Annotated in this window: 19 protein-coding genes; all 19 read right to left on the bottom strand. The window is 50.0% G+C overall.

What is annotated here, in order from left to right:
- Positions 1 to 25: 25 nt before the first annotated feature.
- Positions 26 to 1,234 (bottom strand): D-alanyl-lipoteichoic acid biosynthesis protein DltB, encoded by a 1,209-nt coding sequence (dltB, locus tag EKM99_RS00605; RefSeq protein WP_125579864.1) that lies wholly within the window; start codon positions 1,232 to 1,234, stop codon positions 26 to 28.
- Positions 1,234 to 2,760: a D-alanine--poly(phosphoribitol) ligase subunit DltA gene (dltA, locus tag EKM99_RS00600; RefSeq protein ID WP_125579862.1), complete on the bottom strand. Its 1,527-nt coding sequence runs from the start codon at positions 2,758 to 2,760 to the stop codon at positions 1,234 to 1,236. Before dltA ends, dltB begins: the two co-directional genes overlap by 1 nt.
- A 40-nt stretch (positions 2,761 to 2,800) precedes the next feature.
- Positions 2,801 to 2,950 carry a teichoic acid D-Ala incorporation-associated protein DltX gene (locus tag EKM99_RS00595; protein WP_125579860.1) on the bottom strand — a complete coding sequence of 50 codons (150 nt, stop codon included), beginning with the start codon at positions 2,948 to 2,950 and terminating at the stop codon, positions 2,801 to 2,803.
- 304 nt (positions 2,951 to 3,254) lie between these two features.
- Positions 3,255 to 4,409 (bottom strand): molecular chaperone DnaJ, encoded by a 1,155-nt coding sequence (gene dnaJ / locus EKM99_RS00590; protein WP_125579858.1) that lies wholly within the window; start codon positions 4,407 to 4,409, stop codon positions 3,255 to 3,257.
- Between the two features lie 127 nt (positions 4,410 to 4,536).
- Positions 4,537 to 6,411, bottom strand: a complete 1,875-nt coding sequence (gene dnaK / locus EKM99_RS00585) for a molecular chaperone DnaK (protein ID WP_125579856.1) — start codon at positions 6,409 to 6,411, stop codon at positions 4,537 to 4,539.
- 37 nt (positions 6,412 to 6,448) lie between these two features.
- Entirely contained in the window at positions 6,449 to 7,039 is a 591-nt protein-coding gene (grpE, locus tag EKM99_RS00580) for a nucleotide exchange factor GrpE (protein ID WP_125579854.1), read from the bottom strand.
- 20 nt (positions 7,040 to 7,059) lie between these two features.
- Positions 7,060 to 8,097 (bottom strand): heat-inducible transcriptional repressor HrcA, encoded by a 1,038-nt coding sequence (gene hrcA / locus EKM99_RS00575; protein ID WP_125579852.1) that lies wholly within the window; start codon positions 8,095 to 8,097, stop codon positions 7,060 to 7,062.
- 906 nt (positions 8,098 to 9,003) lie between these two features.
- Entirely contained in the window at positions 9,004 to 9,960 is a 957-nt protein-coding gene (gene ribF / locus EKM99_RS00570) for a riboflavin biosynthesis protein RibF (RefSeq protein ID WP_125579850.1), read from the bottom strand.
- A 23-nt stretch (positions 9,961 to 9,983) separates the two neighbouring features.
- Positions 9,984 to 10,895, bottom strand: a complete 912-nt coding sequence (gene truB / locus EKM99_RS00565; RefSeq protein WP_125579848.1) for a tRNA pseudouridine(55) synthase TruB — start codon at positions 10,893 to 10,895, stop codon at positions 9,984 to 9,986.
- 374 nt (positions 10,896 to 11,269) lie between these two features.
- On the bottom strand, positions 11,270 to 11,620 hold the full coding sequence (rbfA, locus tag EKM99_RS00560; protein WP_125579846.1) for a 30S ribosome-binding factor RbfA: 351 nt from the start codon (positions 11,618 to 11,620) through the stop codon (positions 11,270 to 11,272).
- 19 nt (positions 11,621 to 11,639) lie between these two features.
- A complete protein-coding gene (gene infB, locus EKM99_RS00555) occupies positions 11,640 to 14,141 on the bottom strand; it encodes a translation initiation factor IF-2 (protein WP_125579844.1) in 2,502 nt (833 codons plus the stop codon).
- 47 nt (positions 14,142 to 14,188) lie between these two features.
- Complete coding sequence (locus EKM99_RS00550; protein ID WP_125579842.1) at positions 14,189 to 14,491, bottom strand: L7Ae/L30e/S12e/Gadd45 family ribosomal protein; 303 nt, start codon at positions 14,489 to 14,491, stop codon at positions 14,189 to 14,191.
- Complete coding sequence (gene rnpM, locus EKM99_RS00545; RefSeq protein WP_125579840.1) at positions 14,484 to 14,780, bottom strand: RNase P modulator RnpM; 297 nt, start codon at positions 14,778 to 14,780, stop codon at positions 14,484 to 14,486. Before rnpM ends, EKM99_RS00550 begins: the two co-directional genes overlap by 8 nt.
- A gap of 26 nt (positions 14,781 to 14,806) precedes the next feature.
- A complete protein-coding gene (nusA, locus tag EKM99_RS00540) occupies positions 14,807 to 16,081 on the bottom strand; it encodes a transcription termination factor NusA (protein ID WP_125579838.1) in 1,275 nt (424 codons plus the stop codon).
- Positions 16,082 to 16,102: 21 nt separating this feature from the next.
- Positions 16,103 to 16,576 (bottom strand): ribosome maturation factor RimP, encoded by a 474-nt coding sequence (rimP, locus tag EKM99_RS00535; protein WP_125579836.1) that lies wholly within the window; start codon positions 16,574 to 16,576, stop codon positions 16,103 to 16,105.
- Between the two features lie 127 nt (positions 16,577 to 16,703).
- Positions 16,704 to 16,979 (bottom strand): hypothetical protein, encoded by a 276-nt coding sequence (locus EKM99_RS00530; protein WP_125579833.1) that lies wholly within the window; start codon positions 16,977 to 16,979, stop codon positions 16,704 to 16,706.
- A gap of 453 nt (positions 16,980 to 17,432) precedes the next feature.
- Entirely contained in the window at positions 17,433 to 21,770 is a 4,338-nt protein-coding gene (locus EKM99_RS00525) for a PolC-type DNA polymerase III (protein WP_125579831.1), read from the bottom strand.
- A 177-nt stretch (positions 21,771 to 21,947) separates the two neighbouring features.
- Entirely contained in the window at positions 21,948 to 23,660 is a 1,713-nt protein-coding gene (locus tag EKM99_RS00520) for a proline--tRNA ligase (protein ID WP_125579829.1), read from the bottom strand.
- Positions 23,661 to 23,695: 35 nt separating this feature from the next.
- Positions 23,696 to 24,973: an RIP metalloprotease RseP gene (gene rseP, locus EKM99_RS00515; RefSeq protein ID WP_125579827.1), complete on the bottom strand. Its 1,278-nt coding sequence runs from the start codon at positions 24,971 to 24,973 to the stop codon at positions 23,696 to 23,698.
- Between the last annotated feature and the right edge of the window lie 11 nt (positions 24,974 to 24,984).

Below are 24,984 nucleotides of genomic sequence, written 5' to 3'. Positions count from 1 at the left end.
GAAATTTGGTGAACCCTACTTTTAGTTAATGAAACCATATTTGATCCAGCAAGCCTGAGAAAATCAGGAAGCTGAAGCAGACCATGTTGGCCGTCAAGAAGATGGCAAAGATCTGTGTGAACCCGTTGTGCGGTACACTGGCCCGGTGCTTCTTCTTGTACCGTAACCAGGTATCATTGATTACCAGCGCACACCCATGGAACAGGCCGTACGTGATGTAGTACCAAGTAACCCCATGCCAGAAACCCATGATCAACATGTTAATAATGTAGGTCACGTTGGCCGTAGTCGTTGGCTTCTTGAAGACTTTATGCTTCATGAACCAGAAGACCAGTCGCATGTAGATAAAGTCTCGGAACCAGAAGGACAACGTAATGTGCCAACGATTCCAGAAGTCCTTAATGTTCAGTGACCGCCAGGGTTGATTGAAGTTCATCGGCGTTGCAATCCCCATAATGTAGGAGGTCCCGACCGCAAACAACGAGTAACCCGCGAAGTCAAAGAACAAGTCGGCACTGTAGGCGTACATGTAGCCCAACACAGGCCAGGATAGATCCAGGAACCCACCCCGCGAATTCATCGCCATCATCTTTAATTGGGGCATGAGTAACGTCCCAAAGTAGTACGCGAGGATGAATTTATACATGAACCCAACAAAGATGTAACGAATACCCTTCTGAATCATCCCTAAGTACTTCTCACGGGACGGCACCGAACGATAGTCAGCTTCAAAACGCCGGTAACGGTCAATGGGTCCGGAAGAAATCGTTGGGAAGAAGAGCATGAATTGCAGGAACGTCATGACTTGATAATCTTTTAGCGTGCCATCCCGCGTTTCCATAATAGTTTGTACGGCTCTGAAGGTCAGATAACTAATCCCCAGAAACCCAATGAGAGACGACTGACCATTTTCAACGGCCGGTGTCACCTTCACGATGGTTAACGGTATAATGGCTAAAATTACCGTCAAGTAGAAGAGCGGCCCCGAATTTTTATGCTTACGGTAAACGGCATACCCCCAGGTCAACGCCACTTCGTACAAAATGTAGATAATCAAGGCCACCCCTTGCGTCCATTTTGGACCACCAAAGGTTAAGACCAGAAAAAAGATTGAAATCAACGTTTCATACAGACGTGACCGTTTACCATACAACAGGCCAATCATCAGTGGCAACAACGCAACGCCTAGTAAGGCAAAATACGTCGGGTTGCCATACGGTTCAAATGACAACATCAGTGATTGACCTCGGCAATGATGGATTTAATATCAACCTTGCCGTTGGGGGTCATCGGTAGGCTTTCTTTGTAGACGAAGCGTTGTGGAATCATGTATTCCATCATGTCGCCGCCTTGTAGATTTTCTTTGATTGCTTTCGTCAATTCCAGGTCGGTGTCAAATTCATGGGTACTTGGCACGATCCAGGCAATCAACTGGCTAACTTTATGATTCCGGTCGTAACGTGGGACTGCCACGCCGACCTGAATGTGGGCTTCTTGTGACAGATAATGGTTAACCTCTTCTAATTCAATTCGGTAACCGTGGAGTTTAATTTGGAAATCTGTCCGGCCCCGATACATAATTAAGCCATTTCCCAGTTGGACACCCAAGTCACCTGCGCGGTAGACCGTTTGGCCATTAACCGTCACAAAGGCCTTCGCCGTCTTCTCTGGATTGTGCAGGTACCCTTTAGACATCGACGGACCACTAATCAGGATCTCGCCCTCAGTCCCAGCCGGTAGCGGACGTAGCTGTTCGTCTACCACTTGGATGTCGGTATCGGCCTTGGTAAAACCAATTGGCAACCGGGGATAATCGGCTAAAATCTGTTCGGTGATTTCAACTTGCGTGACCGCTACCGTCGTTTCAGTCGGGCCATAAGTGTTGAAAATCCGTGCTTCTGGGAACCGTTGATGCAGGTTGACCGCCGTCGCATGGGTCAATTCTTCTCCACAGAAGAGGAAGCGACTGAGGTTCGGGTAGTGCGCCGCATCAAACGTCGGTTCCATCAGGCAAATATCAACGAATGAAGGTGTTGATACCCATACGTTGAGGTCCATCGTTGGCAAAGTTTCAAATAACATTTTGAAGTTATCCGTCACTTGCTTCGACAAGGCAACCAACGTGCCACCACCGGCCAACGTTGGGCCCCAGTCCATCACGGACAGGTCAAACGAATACGGTGCTTGTGACAGGGTCCGTGGTCGCTCTGGCAGGTCAAAGTCTTCACTCAACATCCAGTTGACGTAGCTCAACAGGTTGGTGTGTGAAATTTGAACCCCCTTCGGTTTACCAGTGGTTCCGGATGTAAAGATGATGTAATAGGTCTCATCCCCACTAACGCCGTGATCTACTTGGTAATCAACCGACTGACTAAAAATTTGTTCGAGTTGCGTTGGCGTAATCACTGGCGTCTCGCCCAGCGTCGTCGGTAACTCGCTGACCGCGATGGCAGCCGCTGGTTCGGCAATCTCGTTAATTGTCGTAATCCGTTCCAGTGGTGAATGCGTATCAATTGGCACGTAAGCATGGCCACTCTTGACGATTCCCAAGAAAGTTGCCATCATGTCAAACGTTTGGCCACCATACACCATAATGGGTGCGTGAGCCGGTAAATGCATTTGATCCAAATGTGCTGCTAAAGCGTCGGATCGTTGTTTTAATTCCCCGTACGTGTTCGTGTGCCCTAGATCATCGTAGGCTAACCGCTCCGGGTCATTGAGCGCCCACTGATCCATGGCCGTAATCATGTTTCTAACCATACTCTATCCCCCCAAAGATTATCACTCTTAAACCCCATACTTAGAACTCGTTGTAAATAAATGTTGAGTTATTCAACCCACTATAACCGTATAAATAAACCAACACCATCAAAATCACAAAGTAGAATACTGTCCAGCCGATAAAAGCGATTACCGGCTGATGCCACAATGCCAGCCACTTTGCTCTCATGAAATTCACCCCCAAAGTTTGTCGACCGATTCGCCCCCAAAGTCGACGTCCGTACAATCCATAACCAAGCCGGCGACTTCCCCGACGAATCGACCTGGTTAGGAGAGGAGTTAATGTGGCCCCAGCCACGCTCCTTATGTTCTGAGAATATCATTGCTAAAACCGGATTGCAAACAACCTCACTCAACCTTAAACCTTTCTTTTCATTTTCAAGAGTTTTTATTAATTTTGCCCATCAAAAAAGGCCGCTGAGAATCTTCAGCGACCTTGATATATCAATCATTCACTCGATTTTCACAAGCAATTAATTTTCGTTAAACTTATCGCGCATTTTGTTAAATAAGTTTCCTTTGCCCGTGCCAGTAACGGTTTCACCACTGGCTTTCGCAAAGTCACGCAACGCATCTCGTTGGCCCTTGTTCAAGTTCTTCGGGGTTAACACCTTAACAGTCACATGTTCGTCACCATTACCGTTACCACGCAGACGAGGTGCACCCTTGCCCTTTAAACGGAACGTCGTGCCCCCTTGAGTCCCAGCAGGCACCTTGAGCTTCACATCGCCGTGAACGGTCTTCACCGTCACGTCATCGCCCATCGTGGCCTGCACAAAGGACACGTCTTGATCAAAGTAGATTTCTGTCCCATCCCGGCGGAAGTCCTTGCTAGGTTCCACTTGGAAGATAATAAACAGATCACCATAGCTGCCGCCATTTTGGCCGGCTTCACCTTGGCCCTGTAACCGCATTTGTTGCCCGTCATCGACCCCGGCTGGGATGGTAACTTCAACTTCATGCTGTTCTTCGGTGTGGCCAGAACCGCCACAAGTCGGGCACTTTTCTTTGATTTCTTGACCAGTTCCATGACAGACTGGGCAAGGCTGTTGGCTCCGCATCCGACCCAGTGGGGTGTTGGTTTCGGTCGTGACAAAGCCGGAGCCCCCACATTGATGACACGTGACGGGTGAAGTCCCGGGCTTGGCCCCGTTCCCGCCACAGGTGTGGCATTGGGCTTCGCGGTTGTACTTGACCTTGGTCTTTTTACCGAAGATGGCCTCTTCAAACTTCAGGTCCATTTGGTACTGGAGATCACGACCCGGCCGTGGGGCGTTCGGGTTACGTTGACCGCCGCCACCGCCGCCGAAGAATTGGTTGAAGATGTCATCAAAACCACCACCGCCACCAAAGCCGCCGCTAAAGCCACCCTGTTGACCGCCACCAAAACCACCGAAGCCGCCTTGCGCACCGTCAGCGGAACCATATTGATCATAGTTTGCCCGCTTTTGTTCGTCACCTAAGACATCGTAGGCATCCTGTACGGCTTTAAACTTTTCCGCCGCATCTGGGGCCTTGTTTAAATCTGGGTGATACTTCTTCGATAATTGCCGATAGGCCTTTTTAATATCTGCTTGGCTGGCATCCTTTGCGACGCCCAGTACGCCATATAAGTCCGTTTCCGCCATCTTTTTCCTCCCAATCAATTCCGAAATTTTTCGCTACTAGTAAGAATAGCATACTCGAAACAAAAAGCCAAAGCCCCAGGGACTCTGACTTCTTGTCTACGCACACTTGACTGACTAGTGAGCAGAATTACTTCTTATCGTCGTCGTTAACTTCATGGAAGTCACCGTCAACGGTCTCGCCGTCTTTGCCATGGCTCTTAGCGTCACCACTGGCTTGTTGGCCGGCAGCATCGCCCTTAGCACCTTGCGCTTGTTGTTCCTGTTGTGCTTGTTGGTACAACTTGACAGAGAGGTCCTGGATAATCTTGTTTAAGTCATCCTTCTTGGTCTTCATGTCGTCCAAGTTGTTGGCTTCTTGTGCCTTCTTTAATTCATCGCGGGCATCTTCAGCCTTCTTGATTTCGTCATCGGAAACCTTACCCTTAACGTCTTTCAACGTCTTGTCAGTTTGGAAGAGTAATTGGTCAACTTCGTTCTTCGTGTCGACTTCTTCCTTACGTTGCTTGTCAGCGGCTTCGTTTTCCTTGGCTTCATTCATCATCTTTTCAACTTCGTCATCGGACAAGCCATCGGAACTCTTGATGGTGATCTTTTGTTCCTTGTTGGTGCCCATGTCCTTAGCAGAAACGTTGACGATCCCGTTCTTATCGATATCAAATGTGACTTGGATTTGAGGAACGCCACGAGGTGCGGCTGGAATGTCGGCGAGTTGGAAGTTACCCAACGTCTTGTTGTCAGCAGCCATTGGCCGTTCACCTTGTAAGACGTGAATATCAACGGCTGGTTGGTTGTCAGCAGCGGTTGAGAAGACTTGGGACTTGCTGGTAGGAATCGTTGTGTTCCGGTCGATCAACTTGGTGAAGACCCCACCCATGGTTTCGATACCCAAGGATAATGGCGTAACATCAAGTAAGACAACGTCCTTCACATCACCGGTGATAACCCCACCTTGTACGGCGGCACCTAAAGCAACGGCTTCATCAGGGTTGATGGAGTGGTTAGGTTCCTTGCCCGTCCACTTTTGAACGGCTTCTTGCACGGCTGGAATCCGGGTGGACCCACCGTTTAAGATGACAACGTCGACGTCACTGGCTTGTAAGTCCGCATCCTTCAAGGCGTTTTCAACGGGAACCCGGGTCTTTTCAACTAAGTCAGCGGTTAATTCGTTGAACTTCGCACGGCTCAAACTCTTTTCCAAATGCAAAGGACCGTTATCGCCAGCGGAGATAAATGGCAGGCTGATAGAAGCTTCAGTCACGCCAGAAAGGTCCTTCTTGGCTTTTTCAGCAGCATCCTTTAACCGTTGAACGGCCATCTTATCCTTGGATAAGTCAACACCGTTTTCGTCCTTGAAGCCGGCAATTAACCAGTCCATGATCTTTTGGTCAAAGTCGTCCCCACCTAAGTGCGTGTCACCATTGGTTGAAAGAACGTCAAAGACACCGTCACCTAAGTCCAAGATGGAAACATCAAAGGTCCCACCACCAAGGTCATAAACCATGACTTTTTCGTCTTTGTCTTGCTTGTCCAAACCATAAGCCAAAGCTGCGGCCGTTGGTTCGTTGATGATCCGTTCAACGTTCAAGCCGGCAATCTTACCAGCATCCTTCGTCGCTTGACGTTGGGCGTCGTTGAAGTAAGCAGGCACCGTGATAACGGCCTTATCAACCGTATCACCAATGTAGTCTTCCGCGAAGGCCTTCAGGTGTTGTAAGATCATAGCGGAAACTTGTTCTGGCGTGTAATCCTTGCCGTCAATCGTTTCCTTGAACCCAGCTTCACCCATGTGACTCTTGATGGATGAAATCGTGTTTGGGTTGGTGATTGCTTGCCGCTTGGCAACTTCCCCAACTTGGGTTTCGCCATCTTTAAAGGCCACAACGGATGGTGTCGTCCGGGCGCCTTCCTTGTTTGCAATAATCTTAGGTGTACTACCTTCAAGAACGGCTACAGCTGAGTTCGTCGTCCCTAAGTCAATACCAATAATTTTGTTACTTGCCATCAAAAATTCCCTCTTTTTTTAGTTTTTATTTATAAATTTATTGTGCAACGACGACCATGGCGGCCCGGAGAACCCGGTCCTTCAATTGGTAGCCCTTTTGCAGCACGTTAACCACCGTGTCCGCGGTTTGACCCGCTTCTACGGGAACAGATTGCACAGCCTGATGCAATGTTGGATCAAACGGCTTGCCCAGTGCTTCGATCTCAGTCACTTGGTTGCGTTTTAACGCGTCCTCCATGTGATCATAGGTCATCTGAACACCCTTCTTGATCTGTTTGCTAGCATCATCGGTTGCTTCCACCGCTAAGGCGCGTTCCAAGTTGTCAATCACTGGGAGCACGTCCTTCGCAAGTTGCTGGCCATCATACTTGATGAGCGACGCCTGTTCCTTTTGGTAACGCGCCTGCATGTTTTGCACTTCTGCTTCGGCCCGCAGATATTTATCCTCGAAGTCGTCCGCCTTCTTTTGCGCGGCGGCCAACTGTTCGGCCGTAACGGTTGCTTTCGGCTTAGCGGTGACTTTTTCAGTCGCTGCCTCGTCTTGCTCAGTCTTACCTGGGTCTTGCTTGGTTGTGGCGGCCTTTGCCGCAGTTTCATCATCAGTGGATGGTTGTTGCTTGTCTGCCACGATAAAAAACCTCCCTTTCTTTACTCGTCATAAAACCGATAGTAATCTAGTAGTTTTTTCGCGAGCTCTTCACGAAACGCACCGACAATTCCCAGCATCCGCGAATAAGGCATCCGGGTCGGCCCGAGAATGGCAATCATACCCTTGCCGTGCTGATTCACGTCGTAAGTGGCGGTGATCAAGCTGAAATTCCGGAGCGCATCGTTGGTCATTTCATTTCCGATTTGAACGGAAATCTTATCACTCGGTTGCCCCAAAACGTTGGCAATGTCGTCGGTCTTATCAATCAACGAATACAACGATTTCAGTGAATCAACGTCACTGTCCTCCGAAAAGTTCAACAGGTTCAGCCGGCCGCCAACGTAAAACTGCTCTTTGGCAGCTCGCGTCAGAACGTCGCCGAAAATATCTAAGAACCCTTCAGGACTCTGCAGATAATTGGCAATCTTCATCGGGATGTCGGCCTGTAACTTCTGTAAAACTTCCGGTAAGGTTAATCCGACCAACTGATCATTGATTAACCGAACCACAGCCTCCAGTTGGTCACCCGTCACGGTTTCGTTCACGTCAAAGGTCTGGTTCTCCACGTCCCCACTATCGGTGACTAGAATTGCCATGACCTGACGCTTACCGAGTGGTACCAGCCGAAACCCGCTGAGACGACTATCTTTCAGTTCCGGCTTCAACGTGAACGCGGTATAACTCGTCAGGTTGGACAAAATCGTTGCCGATTGCGAAATAATTTCGTCAATCTTGTGGAAATCGCCACCTAATGAGGATTGAATCACGTCCATATCGTTGGGCCGCAGCGGATCCGGTTTCACGAGATTGTCAACGTAGTACCGATACCCTTCAACCGAAGGAATTCGGCCAGAGGAAGAGTGGGTCTTTTTAATCAGGCCCTGATCCTCTAACGCCGCCATCTCATTACGAATTGTCGCTGAGCTTACGTGGATGGGTAACTGCTTGGCTAATGCCTTGGACCCCACTGGCACACCTGTGTTAGTGAAATCGCGGACAACGGCTCGCAGAATCATCATTTGTCTTTCTGAAAGCATCACAATCACCCCTTTTTTAGCACTCAAACGATACAAGTGCTAAGACACATATATAATGTAGCAAAACCGCGATTTGAAGTCAAGAAATCTGGTAGATTTTTTAGCAATCGTTGCTATTAAGTGCTAATTTTTGGAAAAACCAGCCCAATCGTGCTTTCTTGCGTTAATTATCAACTTTTTACGACTATGGGAGATGGTAACATGGCGACTTGTGTTTCCCAATTAATTTAACACTTGCTAAGCTAACAAGGATTCAATCCATAAAATTAGTGGGAAATTACCACCTGCGGCTGCCAGAGATTCCGGCTGCTGTGGGGACCGCCTGCGGCCTGAGAGGCGGTCCTCCGGCTCGGTTTGAAGCCTGGTAAAGACCACCAGTCTCCAAACGCGTCCCACGCTGTAAGCTGGTTCCCAGCTAACAGCGTCGACACAGCTACCTCCTTCTCTGTCCTCCTCCGGTTATGATTGATTCTTCAACATGACATTGGCATGACTATCACTGGACTGGCAACGGTTGTCTACCGTAATTGGATATAGTCTAAATAGGCACGAGTGAGTCAAATTTAGGCTTAACCGTGCGATTTTCCACATGTTTTGTTTGGAAAGCGAACCGGCAGAGATAGACAACGTTGCCAAATTTCTAGCGTTATGTCCCAAAATACGCAACAGGTTATGCTGACATTTTTAGGTTCACCTTTTGAACACATGCTAAAAGACGCCACCGTATCCCTCAGGATGCCGTGACGTCTCGTTCACTTATCTATTTAGAATCTAAAATACAAGCCGTGGGATTTTATTCTCCGACTGTATATTGTCGAAATATATGGCAGCGTTCCAGCCTAAATTTGGCGAACAGTAAGCCGGCCGGTTTAGACAACGTTACCAATAGCCCTTAATTTTAATGATTTAAGATTCGTGCGCAGCCAATTGCTGAAAGTATGCCCGCGTGTGGTCCTCGTCTTGTTTGAGCTGCGCAATCAGGCCGTCAGCGTCGTTGAACTTCACCTCACCGCGTAACCGGTGATGCCACTCAACCTCAACTGGCTCGCCGTATAAATCGCCCTGAAAGTCCAGGAGATTCATTTCGACGGTAATCGGCCGGTTATCCCCAAAGGTCACGTTCCGGCCCACAGAGACCATCCCAGGGTACCAGATTGCGCCGACCTTGAGTCTGGCAGTGTAAATACCGATACCCGGGATCCATTCGTTCTGTGGTGCCAATACGTTAGCTGTCGGGTAGCCAATCGTTCGGCCCCGCGCTTCGCCATGGACCACCAAGCCCGTTGTCCGGTAAGTGTAACCCAACAACTGGTTAACTAAGTCAATGTCTCCCGCCTTCATGGCCTCGCGAATGTGGCTAGAACTAACTTTTTCCGCCCCATTGGTTTCCTCTGGCACCGTCACGACCTCGAACCGGCCCTGGGCATAGGTTGGCAGCAATGCCATGTTAGCGACTGCCTTCTTACCATAGGTGTGGTCAAAGCCTGCCACGGCAGCCACCGTGTGAAACGCTACCAAATAATTGTCCACAAATTCCTGTGGTGTTTGGGACGCAAACTCACCCGTGTAGTTGACCAGAAATACCCGGTCAACGCCCAGTCGATCCAACTGCTGGAGCTTGCGTTTCGTGGGACTCAGATACTTCTGATCATCCGCCTGTAATGGCCGGTACACCAACGCAGGATGGTGGTCGTAGGTTAAGACCGCTAACTTCACCCCTTTGCGTTGGGCAATGGCCTTCGCCTGATTAATGACTGCCTGATGGCCCCGGTGAACGCCATCGAAAAAGCCCATGGCCAAGACAACTGGCTCATCGGGAATTTGACGGGCATCCAGGGGATGGTGTATGCGAATAACTTCCATTGGAAATTCCTCTTCTCAAAAACTTAGTTCACCGCAAACATTTTTAGCGGTTTATATTGGTGTTTTTCTGCTGACCATTGGTACAGACACTTGGTCGTCCCCTGATACGTCAGCGCGATTTCTGGTGCACTGGCACCGTCTAGTTCGTCCGGCGTTAGGAAGACGCCATGCTGGACCAGCGCCCAGACGCGGTCACTCAGAGCGACGTGTGGGTATTCTGTCAGCGCGTAGTCGATCGACCGTAAAACGGGACTCAGATCCTCGTTGGCCATGGCCGCTGCCACCTGCTCTAACGTCACCGTCTGGTCCAGGGTGAAGCCACCACTCTTGTGCCGGGTCAAAGAAGCCATCACGGCGGGAACACCTAGCTGGCGACCTAAATCAACCGCTAATGTCCGCACGTAGGTTCCCTTAGAGCAGGCAACCTCAAACGCCACGGTCTGGGTGCCCTGCGCAGCATCGAAGTCACCGACGCCGGTCAAAGTGAAATGGTCGACGGTAATGGTTCGTGTCGGCCGTTCCACGGTTTCGCCAGCCCGGGCATATTCGTAGAGTTTACGCCCATTCACCTTGACCGCCGAATACATGGGCGGCGTTTGGCGAATCGTGCCGGTCAGTGCCGTTGTGGCTGCCGTCAACTCCGCCAGGGTAAACGGCTTTGTGAGGGGTTGGCGCTCAACCACCTCCCCATCTAGGTCTTCCGTCGTGGTCGCGAAGCCCAGGGTGACGGTGCCCCGGTACATTTTACCAGAGGCCATCAAATACGGGACCACCTTCGTGGCTGAGCCAATACAAATCGGCAACACGCCATCCACGCTGGGATCCAATGTGCCACTGTGGCCAACTTTTTTGGTATGGAGAATGCGGCGTAGTTTGGCAACACAGTCAAAACTGGTCATGCCACGTTCCTTATACAGGGGGATAATTCCGTCCATCGTGGTTCCTCCGTCTCTTGATCAATTTAAGGTTAAAACTACAAGTTGAAAATCTAATAACACTGCGAACCGGAAGCATTGCATCCAATTTAGTTAAAGCACCACCAGCGGTTCCAGTGTCCGTAGTCTGTGAGGTGCCCTCGCGTTCCGTCCTAAATTCGGCAAACGGTAAGCCGACAGCGTCACCCATTACAGCACCATTAATAATAGCACATCCGTTAACCCGCGGCGAGTCCGCCGTAGGAATAGACGCAAAAAGGCGCCGTGACCTTGAGATCACGACCCCTTTATTGGTATCACCCAGCCTGCCAAGCAGAAATGATCGACTGGTTTCACTTAACGCTTGCCAGTCAGCAGACTCCCGCTACACAATGCTATTCGCGGTGATGTAAATCATTTAACAGTTCATCGATATGACTCCCATAACGGACGGAAGAATCCTGTTCAAAGACCAGTTCGGGCGTCTTGTAGATGCTCAAACGTGATCCCAGTTCGGACCGGATCAGACCAGTGGCCTTGTTCAGACCCTGCTGTGTCTTTTCCGCTGAAGAAGCCTTGTCAGATAAAATACTGTAGTAAATCGTTGCCTGCTGCAAGTCACCTGTGACTTCCACGCCGGTAACGGTGACGCCCTCGACCCGCGGATCGCGGACACGTTTTAGGAGAATATCCGTAACTTCCCGTTGGATCTCTTGTTCCAACCGGCCAACTCGATATTGTGCCATGACGTTTGCCTCCGATTATTTATTTAATGGGAACTTCCTTCATCACGTAGGCTTCAATTACATCGTCTGCCTTGATGTCGTTGTAGTTCTCAATAGTCAAACCTAACTCGTAACCCATCTTAACCTGCTTGACGTCGTCCTTGAAGCGCTTCAGGCTACCCAGCTTACCTTCGTAGATAACCACGCCGTCCCGAATCAAACGAACGTCGCTGTCAGCATTCACGTAACCTTCAGTAACCATCCCACCAACGATCGTACCGACCTTAGAAGCGTGGAAAATATCCTTAACTTCAACTTGACCAGTAATTTGTTCTTCGTAGGTAGGTTCCAGCATCCCCTTCATCGCCGTTTCGATTTCATCGATGGCGTTGTAGATGACGTTGTGTAGGCGAATGTCGACCTTGTCGCTGTCGGCTTGGGCCCGTGCTTGTGGTGTAGGACGAACGTTAAACCCGATGATGATGGCATCTGAAGCTTCAGCCAAGGTCACATCACTTTCGTTAATCGCACCCACAGCGGAGTGAATGATGTTGACCCGGACGCCTGAAACGTCGATCTTCTTCAAACTACCAGCTAAGGCTTCAACGGAACCTTGAACATCAGCCTTGATGATGACGTCAACTTCCTTCATTTCGCCTTCCTTAAGGGAATCGAAGAGGTTGTCCAACGTCACGTGACTCGTGTTCCGGCGTTCCTTGACCAAAGCTTCCTTGGCCCGTTCTTCACCGGCGGCCCGAGCCGTCTTTTCATCGTTGAAGACCACGAACCGGTCCCCGGCTTCAGGGACGTCGTTCAACCCAGTAATTTCAACTGGCGTTGAGGGAACGGCATCCTTAATCCGCCGACCACGTTCGTTGACCATCGTCCGGACACGACCAAACGTGTTCCCAACAACGATCGGATCTCCAACGTGTAAAGTCCCTTGTTGCACCAGTAAAGTGGCAACGGGACCCTGCCCTTGATCCAAACGGGCTTCGATAACGTTACCAGCACCGTTCTGTTCAGGGTTAGCCTTTAATTCAAGCACTTCGGATTGTAACAAGATCATGTCGAGCAATTCATCGATGTTCTTGCCAAACTTCGCAGAAATTTCAACGAAGATGGTGTCGCCACCCCAGTCTTCAGGAATCAATTCGTATTCCGTTAATTGTTCCATGACGTGGTTCGGGTTAGCGCCCGGCTTGTCAATCTTGTTGACGGCAACGATGATTGGTGTACCGGCAGCCTTCGCATGGTGAATAGCTTCGATGGTTTGTGGCATCACACCGTCATCAGCGGCAACCACCAGCACGGTAATGTCGGTAATTTCAGCACCACGGGCCCGCATTTCAGTAAAGGCCGCATGCCCTGGCGTATCCAAGAAGGTGATCAGCTTGTCATTGTAGTGGACTTGGTAAGCCCCAATGGCCTGCGTGATCCCACCAGCTTCACCCTCAGTAATGTGGGAGTGCCGTAAGTGGTCCAACAGGGTCGTCTTCCCATGGTCAACGTGTCCCATGATAGTCACAACGGGTGCCCGGGTGACTTGGTGTTCCGTGTTCGCCATCTCTTCGTCAAAGGCCTTATCGATATCAGAAACGTCGACTTCAACCTTTTCCTGTGCTTGGATGCCGTAATCGTCGGCCAAAATTTCAATCGTATCCTTGTCCAGGGATTGGTTTTGGTTAACCATCACACCCAACATGAAGAGTTTCTTCACAATTTCAGCTGAAGAACGGTGTAAGATTTTCGCCAAGTCTTGGGCGTTCATGCCATCAGAAAAGACTAAGACTTCTGGTAAGGCCTTGTTCTTCCGTTCTGGCGCACCCTTATGTTGATTCGTGTCTTTGATCCGTTGATTCTTCTTGTAGCGATTATTGTTGTTATTATTACGACGGCGGTTATTGCGGTTGTTCCGGTTATTCCGGCCCCCACGGCTATTGCCGTTGCCGCTTCCGTTACTGCTACCACGCCGACCGTTACTATTATTCGTATTATTATTCAAGCTTCCACCAAATCTGCCGGTACCGGAATTGTGTTGTTCAGTTGATTGACTCCCGGTCTGGCCATTATTTTTATTATTGTTACGGTGATTCTGATTGTTGCCCCCATTACCATTATTATGGTTCCGGTTGCCATTGTTCCCGCTCTGTTGGCTACGGTTGCCGCCATTAGAATTTTGCGCTTGCGAACTGTGATTGCTACTGTTCGTGCGTGGCTTCTGCTGGCTGCCGCTAGCTTGTGACCCAGCCGATTTCTGGTGGGTCGTCGCGTTACCACGGGTCTGGTTGCCGGATTGGGCCGGCCGCGCCGCCTGCGTTGCTTGCGCTGGCTGACGGGCTGGCTTGGACTTGCCAGCAGCTGGTTTCGCCGCCGGTTGACCTTGAGGCTTAAAAGCAGCCCGTAACTGACGTTCTTCGTTCTCGCCGAGCGTTGACATGTGGTTTTTCACCGGAAAGCCCTTTGATTCGGCCTTTGCGATGATCTGTTTACTGGAGACGTTAATTTCTTTTGCGAGTTCATAAATTCGCTTTTTCCCCATATCTTCACACTCCTTAATATTCTACCGATCACGAGAACGTCAGGTGGCTACTCAAGTAATTGTTGTAACTTCCGGACGAATCCCGGATCAGTAATTGCTATGACCGTGCGCGCCGACCCAATGGCCGTGCTCAGTTGGTCTTTCGTAAACGATTCATTCAATGGGACGTCGTAGCTCGCTGTTTTATCGCGGAACTGCTTTTGACTACTCTTGCCAGTATCACTGGCCATCAGAACCAATCTAGCAGACTTATCCCGCACAGCGGCTAAGACAAAGGACTCGCCGGTAACCAGTTTACCCGCTCGCCGGGCCAGTCCTAATAATTGTAAGGCGCGCTCGGGATTAGTCATTGTCGAATAATTCCCGTCGTGCTTGTTGATGGTCAACGTAGGCGATGAGGTCATCGTAAAATTGATCGTCAATTTTCACACCAAATGCGTGGTCAAAAGTCCGTTCCTTCTTGGCGCGCTGGGCAATAGCAACATCCAAACTAATGTATGCGCCGCGGCCCGATTGCTTACCCGTTGGATCGATACTAACCGCTTGTTCTTGGTTACGGACAACCCGAACCAATTGCTTCTTTGGTGCCATTTCCCCAGTCACAATATCCTTGCGCATGGGGATTTTCCGTTGTTTCATGGACCTAACCCTCCTTGTAAATGGCGCTATTCGGCATCGTCACCGTTGTCGGTAGCGTCACCTGTGGCGTCAGTATCCGTTGCGGCTGAGTCGTCAACGTCGGTCGTTGCCGGTGCTTCAGTCGTTTCGGTCTCAGCAGCTGGCGTTTCAGTCGGCGTTTCATCGACTGGAGCGGTTGCTGGTTCCTCAGGCGTCTCAACGGCTGGCGCATCACTTGATTCAGTGGTGGCCGCGTCACTCGTTGCCTGGTCAGCTTCCATTATAGCAGATGCTTCGGATTCTGATTTGATATCAATCTTGTAACCGGTCAATTTAGCGGCTAGCCGGGCGTTTTGGCCCCGCTTACCAATGGCCAATGACAATTGGTAATCCGGCACGATGACTTGGCAAGCCCGTTCGTTGTTCGGGTCAAAGATGACATCTAAGACTTCAGCTGGATTTAAGGCGTTGGCGATAAATTTCGCTTCGTCATCCGTCCATTCAACGATATCCATGTTTTCGCCACCGAGTTCGTTAACGATAGTTTGGACCCGTTGTCCACGAGGGCCAACACTGGTCCCCACGGGGTCGATGTCTGGGTTGTTCGAACGCACAGCAACCTTGGCACGGTCACCGGCTTCACGAGCAATGGCCATGATTTCCACAGTCCCATCGTAAACTTCTGGGACTTCTTGTTCAAATAACCGCTTCAATAAATCAGCATGCGTCCGGCTAACAAAGACTTGGGGGCCCTTGGTGGCGTTTTCCACGCGGGTCACGTAAACCTTGATGCGGTCATGAATCCGGTACGTTTCGTTAGGCATTTGATCCTGACGACCCATGACGGCTTCGACCTTACCCAGGCTGACGTATACGAACCGCGAGTCTTGGCGTTCAACTTCACCCGTCACGATTTCATTTTCGTATTGGCTGTATTGGTTGTAAATGATGTTTCGTTCAGCTTCACGAACCCGTTGTAAAATGACTTGTTTGGCCGTTTGGGCAGCAATCCGACCAAAGTTCTTGGGGGTCACCTCAAACTTGATATCGTCGCCGATTTCGTAGCCCTTGTTGATGGTTAAGGCTTCGTCCAGGCTGACTTCCAACCGTGAATCGTAGACTTGGTCAACGACCTTCTTCACGGCGAAAACGTGAATGTCACCCTTCCGTTGGTCAAAGTTGACCTCAACGTTTTGGGCTTGGTCGTAATTACGCTTGTACGCTGAAACCAAGGCGGCTTCGAGGGCGTCAATCACGATTTGTTTGTCGATACCTTTTTCTGTTTCCAGAACGTCTAAGGCACCCAATAATTCTTTACTCATGTGTTGTATCGCTCCTTATTGTTAGAACTTGATGGCTAACCGGGCTTGCGCAATGGCATCTCGCGGAATCGTCAGGGTCTTGATGCGGCCCTTTAAATTAACCGTCAGTTCCATGCTATCTTCACTCAGTGATTCCAACGTTCCTTCGTAAACCTTACTGGTACCGATCTTTTGGTACAGGGAAACGTGGATGTAATCGCCGACAGCCTTTTCAAAGTCAGCCGGCTTCTTTAATGGTCGTTCGGCACCCGGTGAGGATACCTCCAAGAAATAGGCTTGAGGAATGGGGTCTGGATCCAAGCTATCCATTTTTTCGGATATTTCATCACTGACCATCGCACATTCTTCAATGTTGATGCCCCCGGGCTTATCAATGTAGAGCCGCAGGTACCAACTCTTGCCTTCCTTGACAAATTCAACGTCAACTAATTCAAACTGATGATGCGCCACGATTGGCTGGGCTAGGGCCGTCACGGTCTCGACGACAGTACTCACAGAATTCCGCCTCCTACTTTTTTCCATTAAAAAGAGTGAGCAATGACTGCTCACTCATTTAAAAAACGAGTTTAACTACAAGAGCTAGTTTACTACAGCTACCGCGTGATTGCAACCGTTGTGCCACTTACGCTTCACAAGTTAAGAGGAGTAAAACGAAGCCGACAATGGTTATAAACTCAAATACTAAGAAATTTAATCGCGTGGAGGCCATTGACCGTAAACTAATCGCCTTAATCAAGGTTAAGATGAAAGCCACCAAGAAGTAAGCAATCACCATGGCCAAGAACGTTGCCTCACCAACGCTCGCCATGATACCGAACAGAATATAACCCAAGCCAATCAAACAATAACCTGCCAGAAAAATCCACCCATCTGGTAACCGCACAAATCGCCGTAACATGGTGAACACCCGCTTTCGCTAAAGTTTATTTATGGTTTACGTTTCCTTAAACAAATTATAACATATTTAGCAGGTCTTGTAAGCGGTTACAAACTATTTTCCTATCGAAATCCATTAGCGTTCGTTCTTGGCCGTGGGCACTTAAATCTCAGGCAAGTACGCAGGGAACACGTACAGTCTGCGCGAATACCCACATCGTGTATGAGCACTGACCACAGACGCTACGACCAAATCAGTGATCGGTATGACGAGCCAAAATCCACCGGTCACCTGATGATAGTCAATCAGCCGGTCAAACAGGACCGCGGACCAATGATGGCCTGATTGATTCAAGTCAGAAATCGTTTTTCCAAGTTGTTGGCTAATTTTCAGAAAAAATCGGGCGAAAAAAAAGACATAGACCCTATCTTTACGATAATCGTCTATGCCTTCATTTATTTTCAATCAGTCACTTTACATCATATCGTCAAACAGACTGAGTTGGTTCTCGTCTGGCAAGCCCTTCAACACACCGTTCTCCGTCATGAAGTCGATGATGGTCTTGGAGACTTTTCCCCGTTTGGCCAGGTCTTCCTTGGAGATAAAGGCTCGGTCATTCCGCGCCGCCACAATCTGCTTGGCCACGTTTAACCCCAAGCCCGGAGCAGCTTGGAATGGTGCAATCAACGTATTGCCGTCAATAATCCAGTCGGCTGCATCGGAACGTTCCAGGTCAATCATCTTAAAGTTAAAGCCCCGTTCCAACATTTCGTTGGCCAGTTCCAGCACCGTCAAGAGGTTTTTGTCCTTCGTCGAGGCGTCCATCCCCTGATCATTGATGGCTTTCATTGCCGCTTTCACGGCTGTCTTACCCTGTGACATGGCCACGACGTCGAAATCATCGGCCCGCACAGAGAAGTACGCGGCGTAATAAATGATTGGGAAGTAGACCTTGAAGTAGGCCACCCGTAGCGCCATCAGCACGTACGCCGCGGCATGGGCCCGCGGGAACATGTACTTGATCTTCAAGCAAGAATCAATGTACCAATCTGGACAATCGGTGTCCTTCATTTTTTCCTGCCATTCGTCCGGGATCCCTCGGCCCTTCCGCACGTGTTCCATGACTTGGAAGGACGTTTCGGAATCGAGACCGAAGTTGATCAAGTCGGTCATGATGTTATCCCGACACCCAATCACGTTGGCGATGGTGGCGGTACCGTTCTTGATCAGCTCTTCGGCGTTCCCCAGCCACACGTCGGTCCCGTGAGACAAGCCAGAAATTTGAAGCAGTTGCGAGTAGTTCTGCGGATGCGTTTCTTCCAGCATCCCCCGGACAAACCGCGTCCCAAATTCAGGCACACCCAGCGTCCCGGTCTTCGATTGGATTTCCTCGGGGGTCACCCCTAAGGAGTCCGTTCCGGAGAACAACGCCATGACGCCCGGATCGTCCATGGGAATCGTCTGCGGATCAACCCCGGACAAATCTTGGAGCGTCCGAATCATGGTGGGATCATCATGCCCCAGGATATCAATTTTCAAAATATTATCGTGAATCGAATGGAAATCAAAGTGGGTCGTTTGCCAAGCGGCATTCTGATCGTCAGCCGGGTACTGGATCGGCGTAAAATCATAAATGTCCATGTAATCCGGCACAACAATGATTCCCGCGGGATGTTGCCCGGTATTCCGCTTCACCCCGGTAACGCCCTTCGCCAGGCGATCAATTTCCGCCCCGCGGAGGTTCTGCTCGGTGTCCCGTTCATAGGCCTTCACGTAACCATAACCGGTCTTGTCCGCAACCGTTCCAATCGTGCCGGCTCGGTACACATTTTTCTCACCGAACAACACTTTGGTATAGTTATGGGCAATTGGTTGGTAGTCTCCAGAGAAGTTCAAATCAATATCGGGGACCTTGTTTCCTTTGAACCCTAAGAAGGTTTCAAAGGGGATGTTATGGCCGTCACCAATCATCAGCGTGCCACAGTTTGGGCAATCCTTTTCTGGTAAATCATAGCCAGAACTGTACTCACCCTTCGTATAGAAGTGCGAGTACTGACATTTCGGACAGCGGTAATGCGGTGGCAACGGATTCACTTCGGTAATGCCGGTGAACGTTGCCACAACACTGGAGCCGACGGACCCCCGGGACCCAACCAAATACCCATCCTTATTGGATTTGGCAACCAGCCGTTGGGCAATCAGGTAGATCACGGAGAACCCGTTGCCAATGATCGATTTCAATTCCCGGTCAACCCGGTGTTGGACCAGTTCTGGTAGTGGATTGCCGTACCACGCGTGAGCGGTATCTAACGTTCGTTGCCGAATTTCGTCTTCGGCCCCTTCCATTCGTGGCGTATACAGCTTGTCCTTTAAGGGATGAACCTCGTCCACATCATTGGCAATCTGCTGGGTGTTGGTGACCACAATTTCTTTGGCGGTTTCCGGACCCAGGTAGGCAAAGTCGTCCAGCATCTCGTTGGTCGTCATGAAGTGTGCGTCTGGCAACTCATTTCGATTCAGCGGATTGGCGCCCCCTTGCGAATGAATCAGGATTTTGCGGTAAATGAAGTCCTCGGGATCCAGGTAGTGCACGTCCCCGGTTGCGACCACTGGCTTGTTTAAGTCGTGGCCCAGCTTAACCATGTTGCCAACGATTTCTTCCAAGTTGGCTTCATCCGCAATCAGCCCGGAATCAATCAACGGCTGGTAGGCCGCCTTGGGCTGAACTTCCAGATAATCGTAGTACTTGGCCTTGGCAGCGGCCTCAACCTGCCCCTTTTGCATCATCGCGGTAAAGACCTCACCGGAGGCGCAGGCAGAGCCAACGATGATGCCGTCCCGGTATTTATCGAGGAGGCTTCGTGGCACCCGCGGTACCCGGTAAAAGTAATTGACGTTCGACGCCGAAACCAGTTTAAACATATTCTTCAAACCGGCTTGCGTCTTGGCAATCAGGATGGCGTGACTCGGACGGGCGTGTTTGTACGCATCATTGTCCGTCATGTGATCGTTCAACTGATCATGATACTGAATGTCGTAGCGTTCTTCGGCATCCTTTAAAAACAAATAATTCAAGTGACCCGTGGATTCCGCATCGTAAATGGCCCGGTGATGGTGCTCCAGGCTAACGTGGAACCGCTTGGCCAACGTGTTTAACCGATAACTCTTTAGCGTGGGATACAGGAACCGGGCCAACGTCAACGTATCAATGATTGGGTTGGCAATTTCAGCCATTCCGTGCCGTTGGTAACCGGTATTCATGAAGCCGACATCGAAAGTTACGTTATGCCCAACGATGATGGCATCTCCGCAGAACTCCCGGAATAACTTGAAGACTTCTTCCTCAGACTTGGACCCGGCCACCATGTCATCGGTGATGCTGGTCAAGTTCGTGGTTAGCTCTGACAAAGGAAATCCGGGATCGATGAACTCTTCAAACTGGGCAATGACGTTCTTATGTTCCATCTTGACGGCAGAGAGTTCGATCACCTTATCGTAGATGGCAGATAAACCGGTCGTTTCCACATCAAAGACAACGTACGTGGCACCGTCTAAGGGCTCATGAGCGCTGTTATACCCGATTGGTACCCCATCGTCCACCAAATTCGCTTCGACACCGTACAGCATCTTAATGCCGGCCTTAGCGCTCGAATTGAAGGCGGCTGGGAACCCCTGCACGTCAGCGTGATCGGTAATCGCTAGGGCTGGCATGCCCCACTTCTTTGCCCGACTCACGTAATCGGTGATGGGATTGGTGGCATCCATTTGGCTCATTGAGGTGTGCAAATGTAACTCGACCCGCTTTTCATCCGCGGGAGCCGTATCCTGGCGCATAGCGTGCTTCACCTGGTTGATGTCATACGCATTTAATGCCAAATCATGCATGTAGGTATCTTCCTGAACACTCCCACGAACCTTGACCCAACTGCCTTCCTCAACACCAGCAAACTGAGCCTCGTCTTCCGCACCACGGGAGAATTTCTTCACGGCAAAGGAAGACGTGTAGTCAGTGATTTTAAGTGTTAACAACTGACGGCCCGAACGCAGCTTACGGACTTCCTTATCGAAGACGTACCCTTCAACCACCACGGAGCGTTCTTCTTGGGTAATATCGACCATTTTTGTGATTTGTTGATCACTCTTAATCGTCTTCCCAATTTGCGTTGGTCCTTCAGCGGCCGGGGTATCCCCCTGGGCAGCCCGTTTCTGATTGGCTTTTTCAATGGCCGCAGCGGCTTGTTGGGCCAACTGGGCATCGTTCTTTTCTTGGCGCGCCTTAAACTCGTCAATCTTAGCCTGAGACTTCGACTCATCCACCATCACCTTGATGTTGAACTTGGGGAAACCGGCATCCCGGTAGGTTGCTTCCAAGGGGCCCAAGGCCTGATTGGTCAAGAAGTCTTTGACGACTTCATTCTGGGCGTACAACAATACGCGGTTGTCCGCGTCCAGTTGTGGCACTTGCGATTGACAAAGCTCTTGCACGAGATTACTGGTCAGGCCGCTATTTTCGACGACCCATTTCCAATAATCACCCAACGCCCGATTGGTTAGTTCCGCCTGGTCAACCGCCAGCGTTGCTTCGACCTGGGCAATGTCTTTGAAGGCCATTTGCAAGTGGTTGTGAAAATCTACGAAAGCCGTAAACGGCATCAGGCTAGGTAATTTCAAAAAGAAATGCCAGCGACGCGACTGTTCATGGACCGTGAGCCGGTCGATTGTCGCCGTCTGAAAGTACGGTTGATCCGCAGCAGCAGTCAGATCTAGTTGTTGCAATAATTTCTCAAATAAAGTATGGCGATCTTCGTCCACGAGGAAACTCCTTTCGTTCCTTGAAACAGTGAGAATTGAAAATAAACTATTTTTACGTGATCTCTGATGTCTCAGTTTGGCTCACTGACCCACAATAGTCAAGACCCGGCTGAGAACCCAAAGAGGCTGTGACAATTGTCGCAACCTCTTTCTATTTCTAAATTAACAATGCTAAGGCTAGTCGATATCCTTAAACAGGATTTCAACGGTGCTAGCAACCTCGTCTTTAATGACTTCGACCGTTTCGCCGGTCTTCCGAATCTTAATTTCAACGATGCCTTCGCCGGCCTTTTTCCCGATTGTGATGCGGACCGGAATCCCCATCAAATCAGAATCAGCGAATTTGACACCCGGCCGTTCCTTCCGGTCATCGGTGAGCACCCGGTAGCCCTTGGCACTCAACTCATTTTCAAGTTCAGTGGTCAAGTTGGCCTGGTCTTCCTTCTTCAGGTTGACGGGAACCAAGTGAATATCAAATGGGGCGATGTTCCGGGGCCAAACTAACCCGTTCTCATCGGCTTGTTGTTCCGCAATAGCTGACAACAGGCGACTCACACCAATCCCATAACAGCCCATGATGACGGGCTTCTGACGGCCACCCTCATCAAGAACTGTGGCATTCATGGCATCTGAATAGCGGGTCCCCAACTTGAAGATATGCCCAATTTCAATCCCCTTAGTAAACTTTAAGACACCAGAACCGTCTGGTGATAGGTCACCCGGTTGGACGTCCCGCAGATCCGTATAGGCATCTACGCGGAAATCGCGCCCGGCGTTGGCGTTGAGGTAGTGATAACCATCTTCATCGGCGCCCACAGCAACGTTGACCATGTCACCCACGTAGTTGTCCGCTAAGATTTTGACGTCTTCACCGACACCCACGGGACCCAGTGAGCCAAAGCTGGCATTCAGATACTTCTGTGCATCTTCTGGTGTTGCTGGGTCAAGGAAGTCTGCGCCCAAGTAATTCTTCAGCTTGGTTTCATTGACTTCGTGATCTCCCCGTACCAGAACCATGACCGGCTGTTCTTTATCCGCCACGTACAGCATGCTCTTGACCAACGCAGATGGTTTGACATCTAAAAATTCAGCAAGCTCATCGATGGTTTTCGCACCCGGCGTCGCAATCTTTTGCAACTCTTCTGGTTGGGCGTGGGACTTCTTACTAATAAAGAGGCTCTTGGCCATTTCCAAGTTAGCCGCGTAGTCGGAAGAATCGGAGTAGACGATTGTGTCTTCCCCAACCGGTGCGATAGCGGAGAATTCCTTGGAATCCTTACCGCCCATAGCGCCCCCATCCCCAACGATGGCGCGGTAGTTTAAGCCGACCCGGTCGAAGATGTTTTCGTAGGCCTGTTCCATTTGTCCGTAGATTCGGTCAAGGTCTTCGTCATTAATAGAAAAGGAGTAAGCATCCTTCATGATAAATTCACGACCCCGGAGTAAGCCATAACGGGGACGATCTTCATCCCGGTACTTGGGTTGGATTTGGTACATCACCAGTGGCAGCCGCTTGTAGGACTTGATGGCATCCCGAATCAACATGGTATACGTTTCTTCGTGGGTTGGTCCCAAAATAAAGTCACTGTCATGCCGGTTTTTAAACTTAAACAAGTTTGGCCCGTACGTCTCATACCGACCGGATTCTTGCCACAGCGTTGCTGGCAAAATAGCCGGCATCAACGTTTCGACGGCGTCAATCTTATCCATTTCTTCGCGAATGATTTTTTCAATATTTTCGACCACACGGTAAGCCAATGGCAAATAGGCGTAAACCCCAGCCGTAACTTGACGAATATAGCCCGCCCGTAACATCATTTGGTGGCTCAATGCCTCGGCCCCATTCGGCACCTCTTTTAAAGTTGGAATGAGTAATTTTGATTGTTTCATAGTTAAATATTCCCTTCTCGTAACGCCCGAATTTGTTAATGAATAAAGTAACGTTCAATATCGTTCCACGTGACCAGTAACATCAGGAGAACCAAGAACCCTACCCCCACCAACGTAATCGCCGCTTCCACGTTTTCGGAAAGTGGTTTGCGCCGAATGGCTTCAATAAAGTTTAATAATATTTTACCACCATCGAGGGCTGGAATTGGCAATAAATTGACAATTGCTAGGTTAATCGATAAGAATGCCAAGAAGTTCAGCACCCCAACCGCCCCGTACTGGGTAGCCTGCGAAGTCGTCGCAAAAATGGCGACGGGTCCACCTAAATCGTTCAAACTAAAGTGACCGGAAACCATGTGCCACAGCGCACCAAACAGGGCTTTCGTCATGGTCCATGTTTGGGTGAACCCAGAGGCCAAGATGGCACCGATGTGCTTATCTTGTGCCTGAGTAATCCCAATCATCCCCACGGTTTTCCCGTTGGACTTTTGGCCAGCTGGTGTGACCGTAATGTGCTTGGTCGCGGAGCCACGTTTGATCGTTAAGGTCGTCTTCTTATTGGCAAGCGGTTGGATGGCGTTACTCAAGTCCGTCCAACTCGTCGTCTTCTTGCCGTTGACCGCCGTAATCTTATCGTTTGCTTGAACGCCGGCCTTCTTGGCCACGGAGATGGGGGCACTGGCCACTTGAACCTGATTGGTCCCCATAGCGACACCGCCCTGCACAAACGACATCAGCATAAAGGTCACAATGGCCAAGAGGATGTTGTTCATCGGTCCGGCAAAGTTGGTCATCAACCGTCGACCCAGGGTTGCGGACTGGAATTGTACATCTTTCGGCGCAATCTGCAGTTCGGTCCCGTCGCCTTCAATAATCGTGGCGTTGTGCGCGACCGAATAACGCTTAACCTCTGCCTCGTCTCCGTTCTCGTAGCCCTCGATCCAGAGTTCATCCTCTAGATCAGTGCCAGTCACTTCAAGTGGGATACCATTAAACAGCGTTGATTTTTTACTCGTGTTGATCCGTTGCACCTTTTCGTCAGCGCCAATGTACAGGCTGACGGGCGTTCCGGGTTTAATTTCTTCCTCATCGTCCTCGGCACCGGCCATACGCACGTAGCCTCCAACGGGCAGTAACCGCAACGTGTACGTTGTGCCGTCCTTGCCCCGATGGTAAACCAGTTTGGGACCCATCCCGATAGAAAATTCGCGAACTAAGATCCCGCCGCGTTTGGCAAAGTAAAAGTGGCCAAATTCATGCACGATGACCAAAATCCCAAAAACGATGATAAAGGTAATAATCGTTGTAATCACAGGTGTCGTCC

Source organism: Levilactobacillus cerevisiae (genome assembly GCF_003946245.1).
GTDB lineage: Bacteria > Bacillota > Bacilli > Lactobacillales > Lactobacillaceae > Levilactobacillus > Levilactobacillus cerevisiae.
The sequence above is the reverse complement of the archived record's forward strand: the minus strand, read 5'-3'. Positions and strand labels throughout refer to the sequence as shown.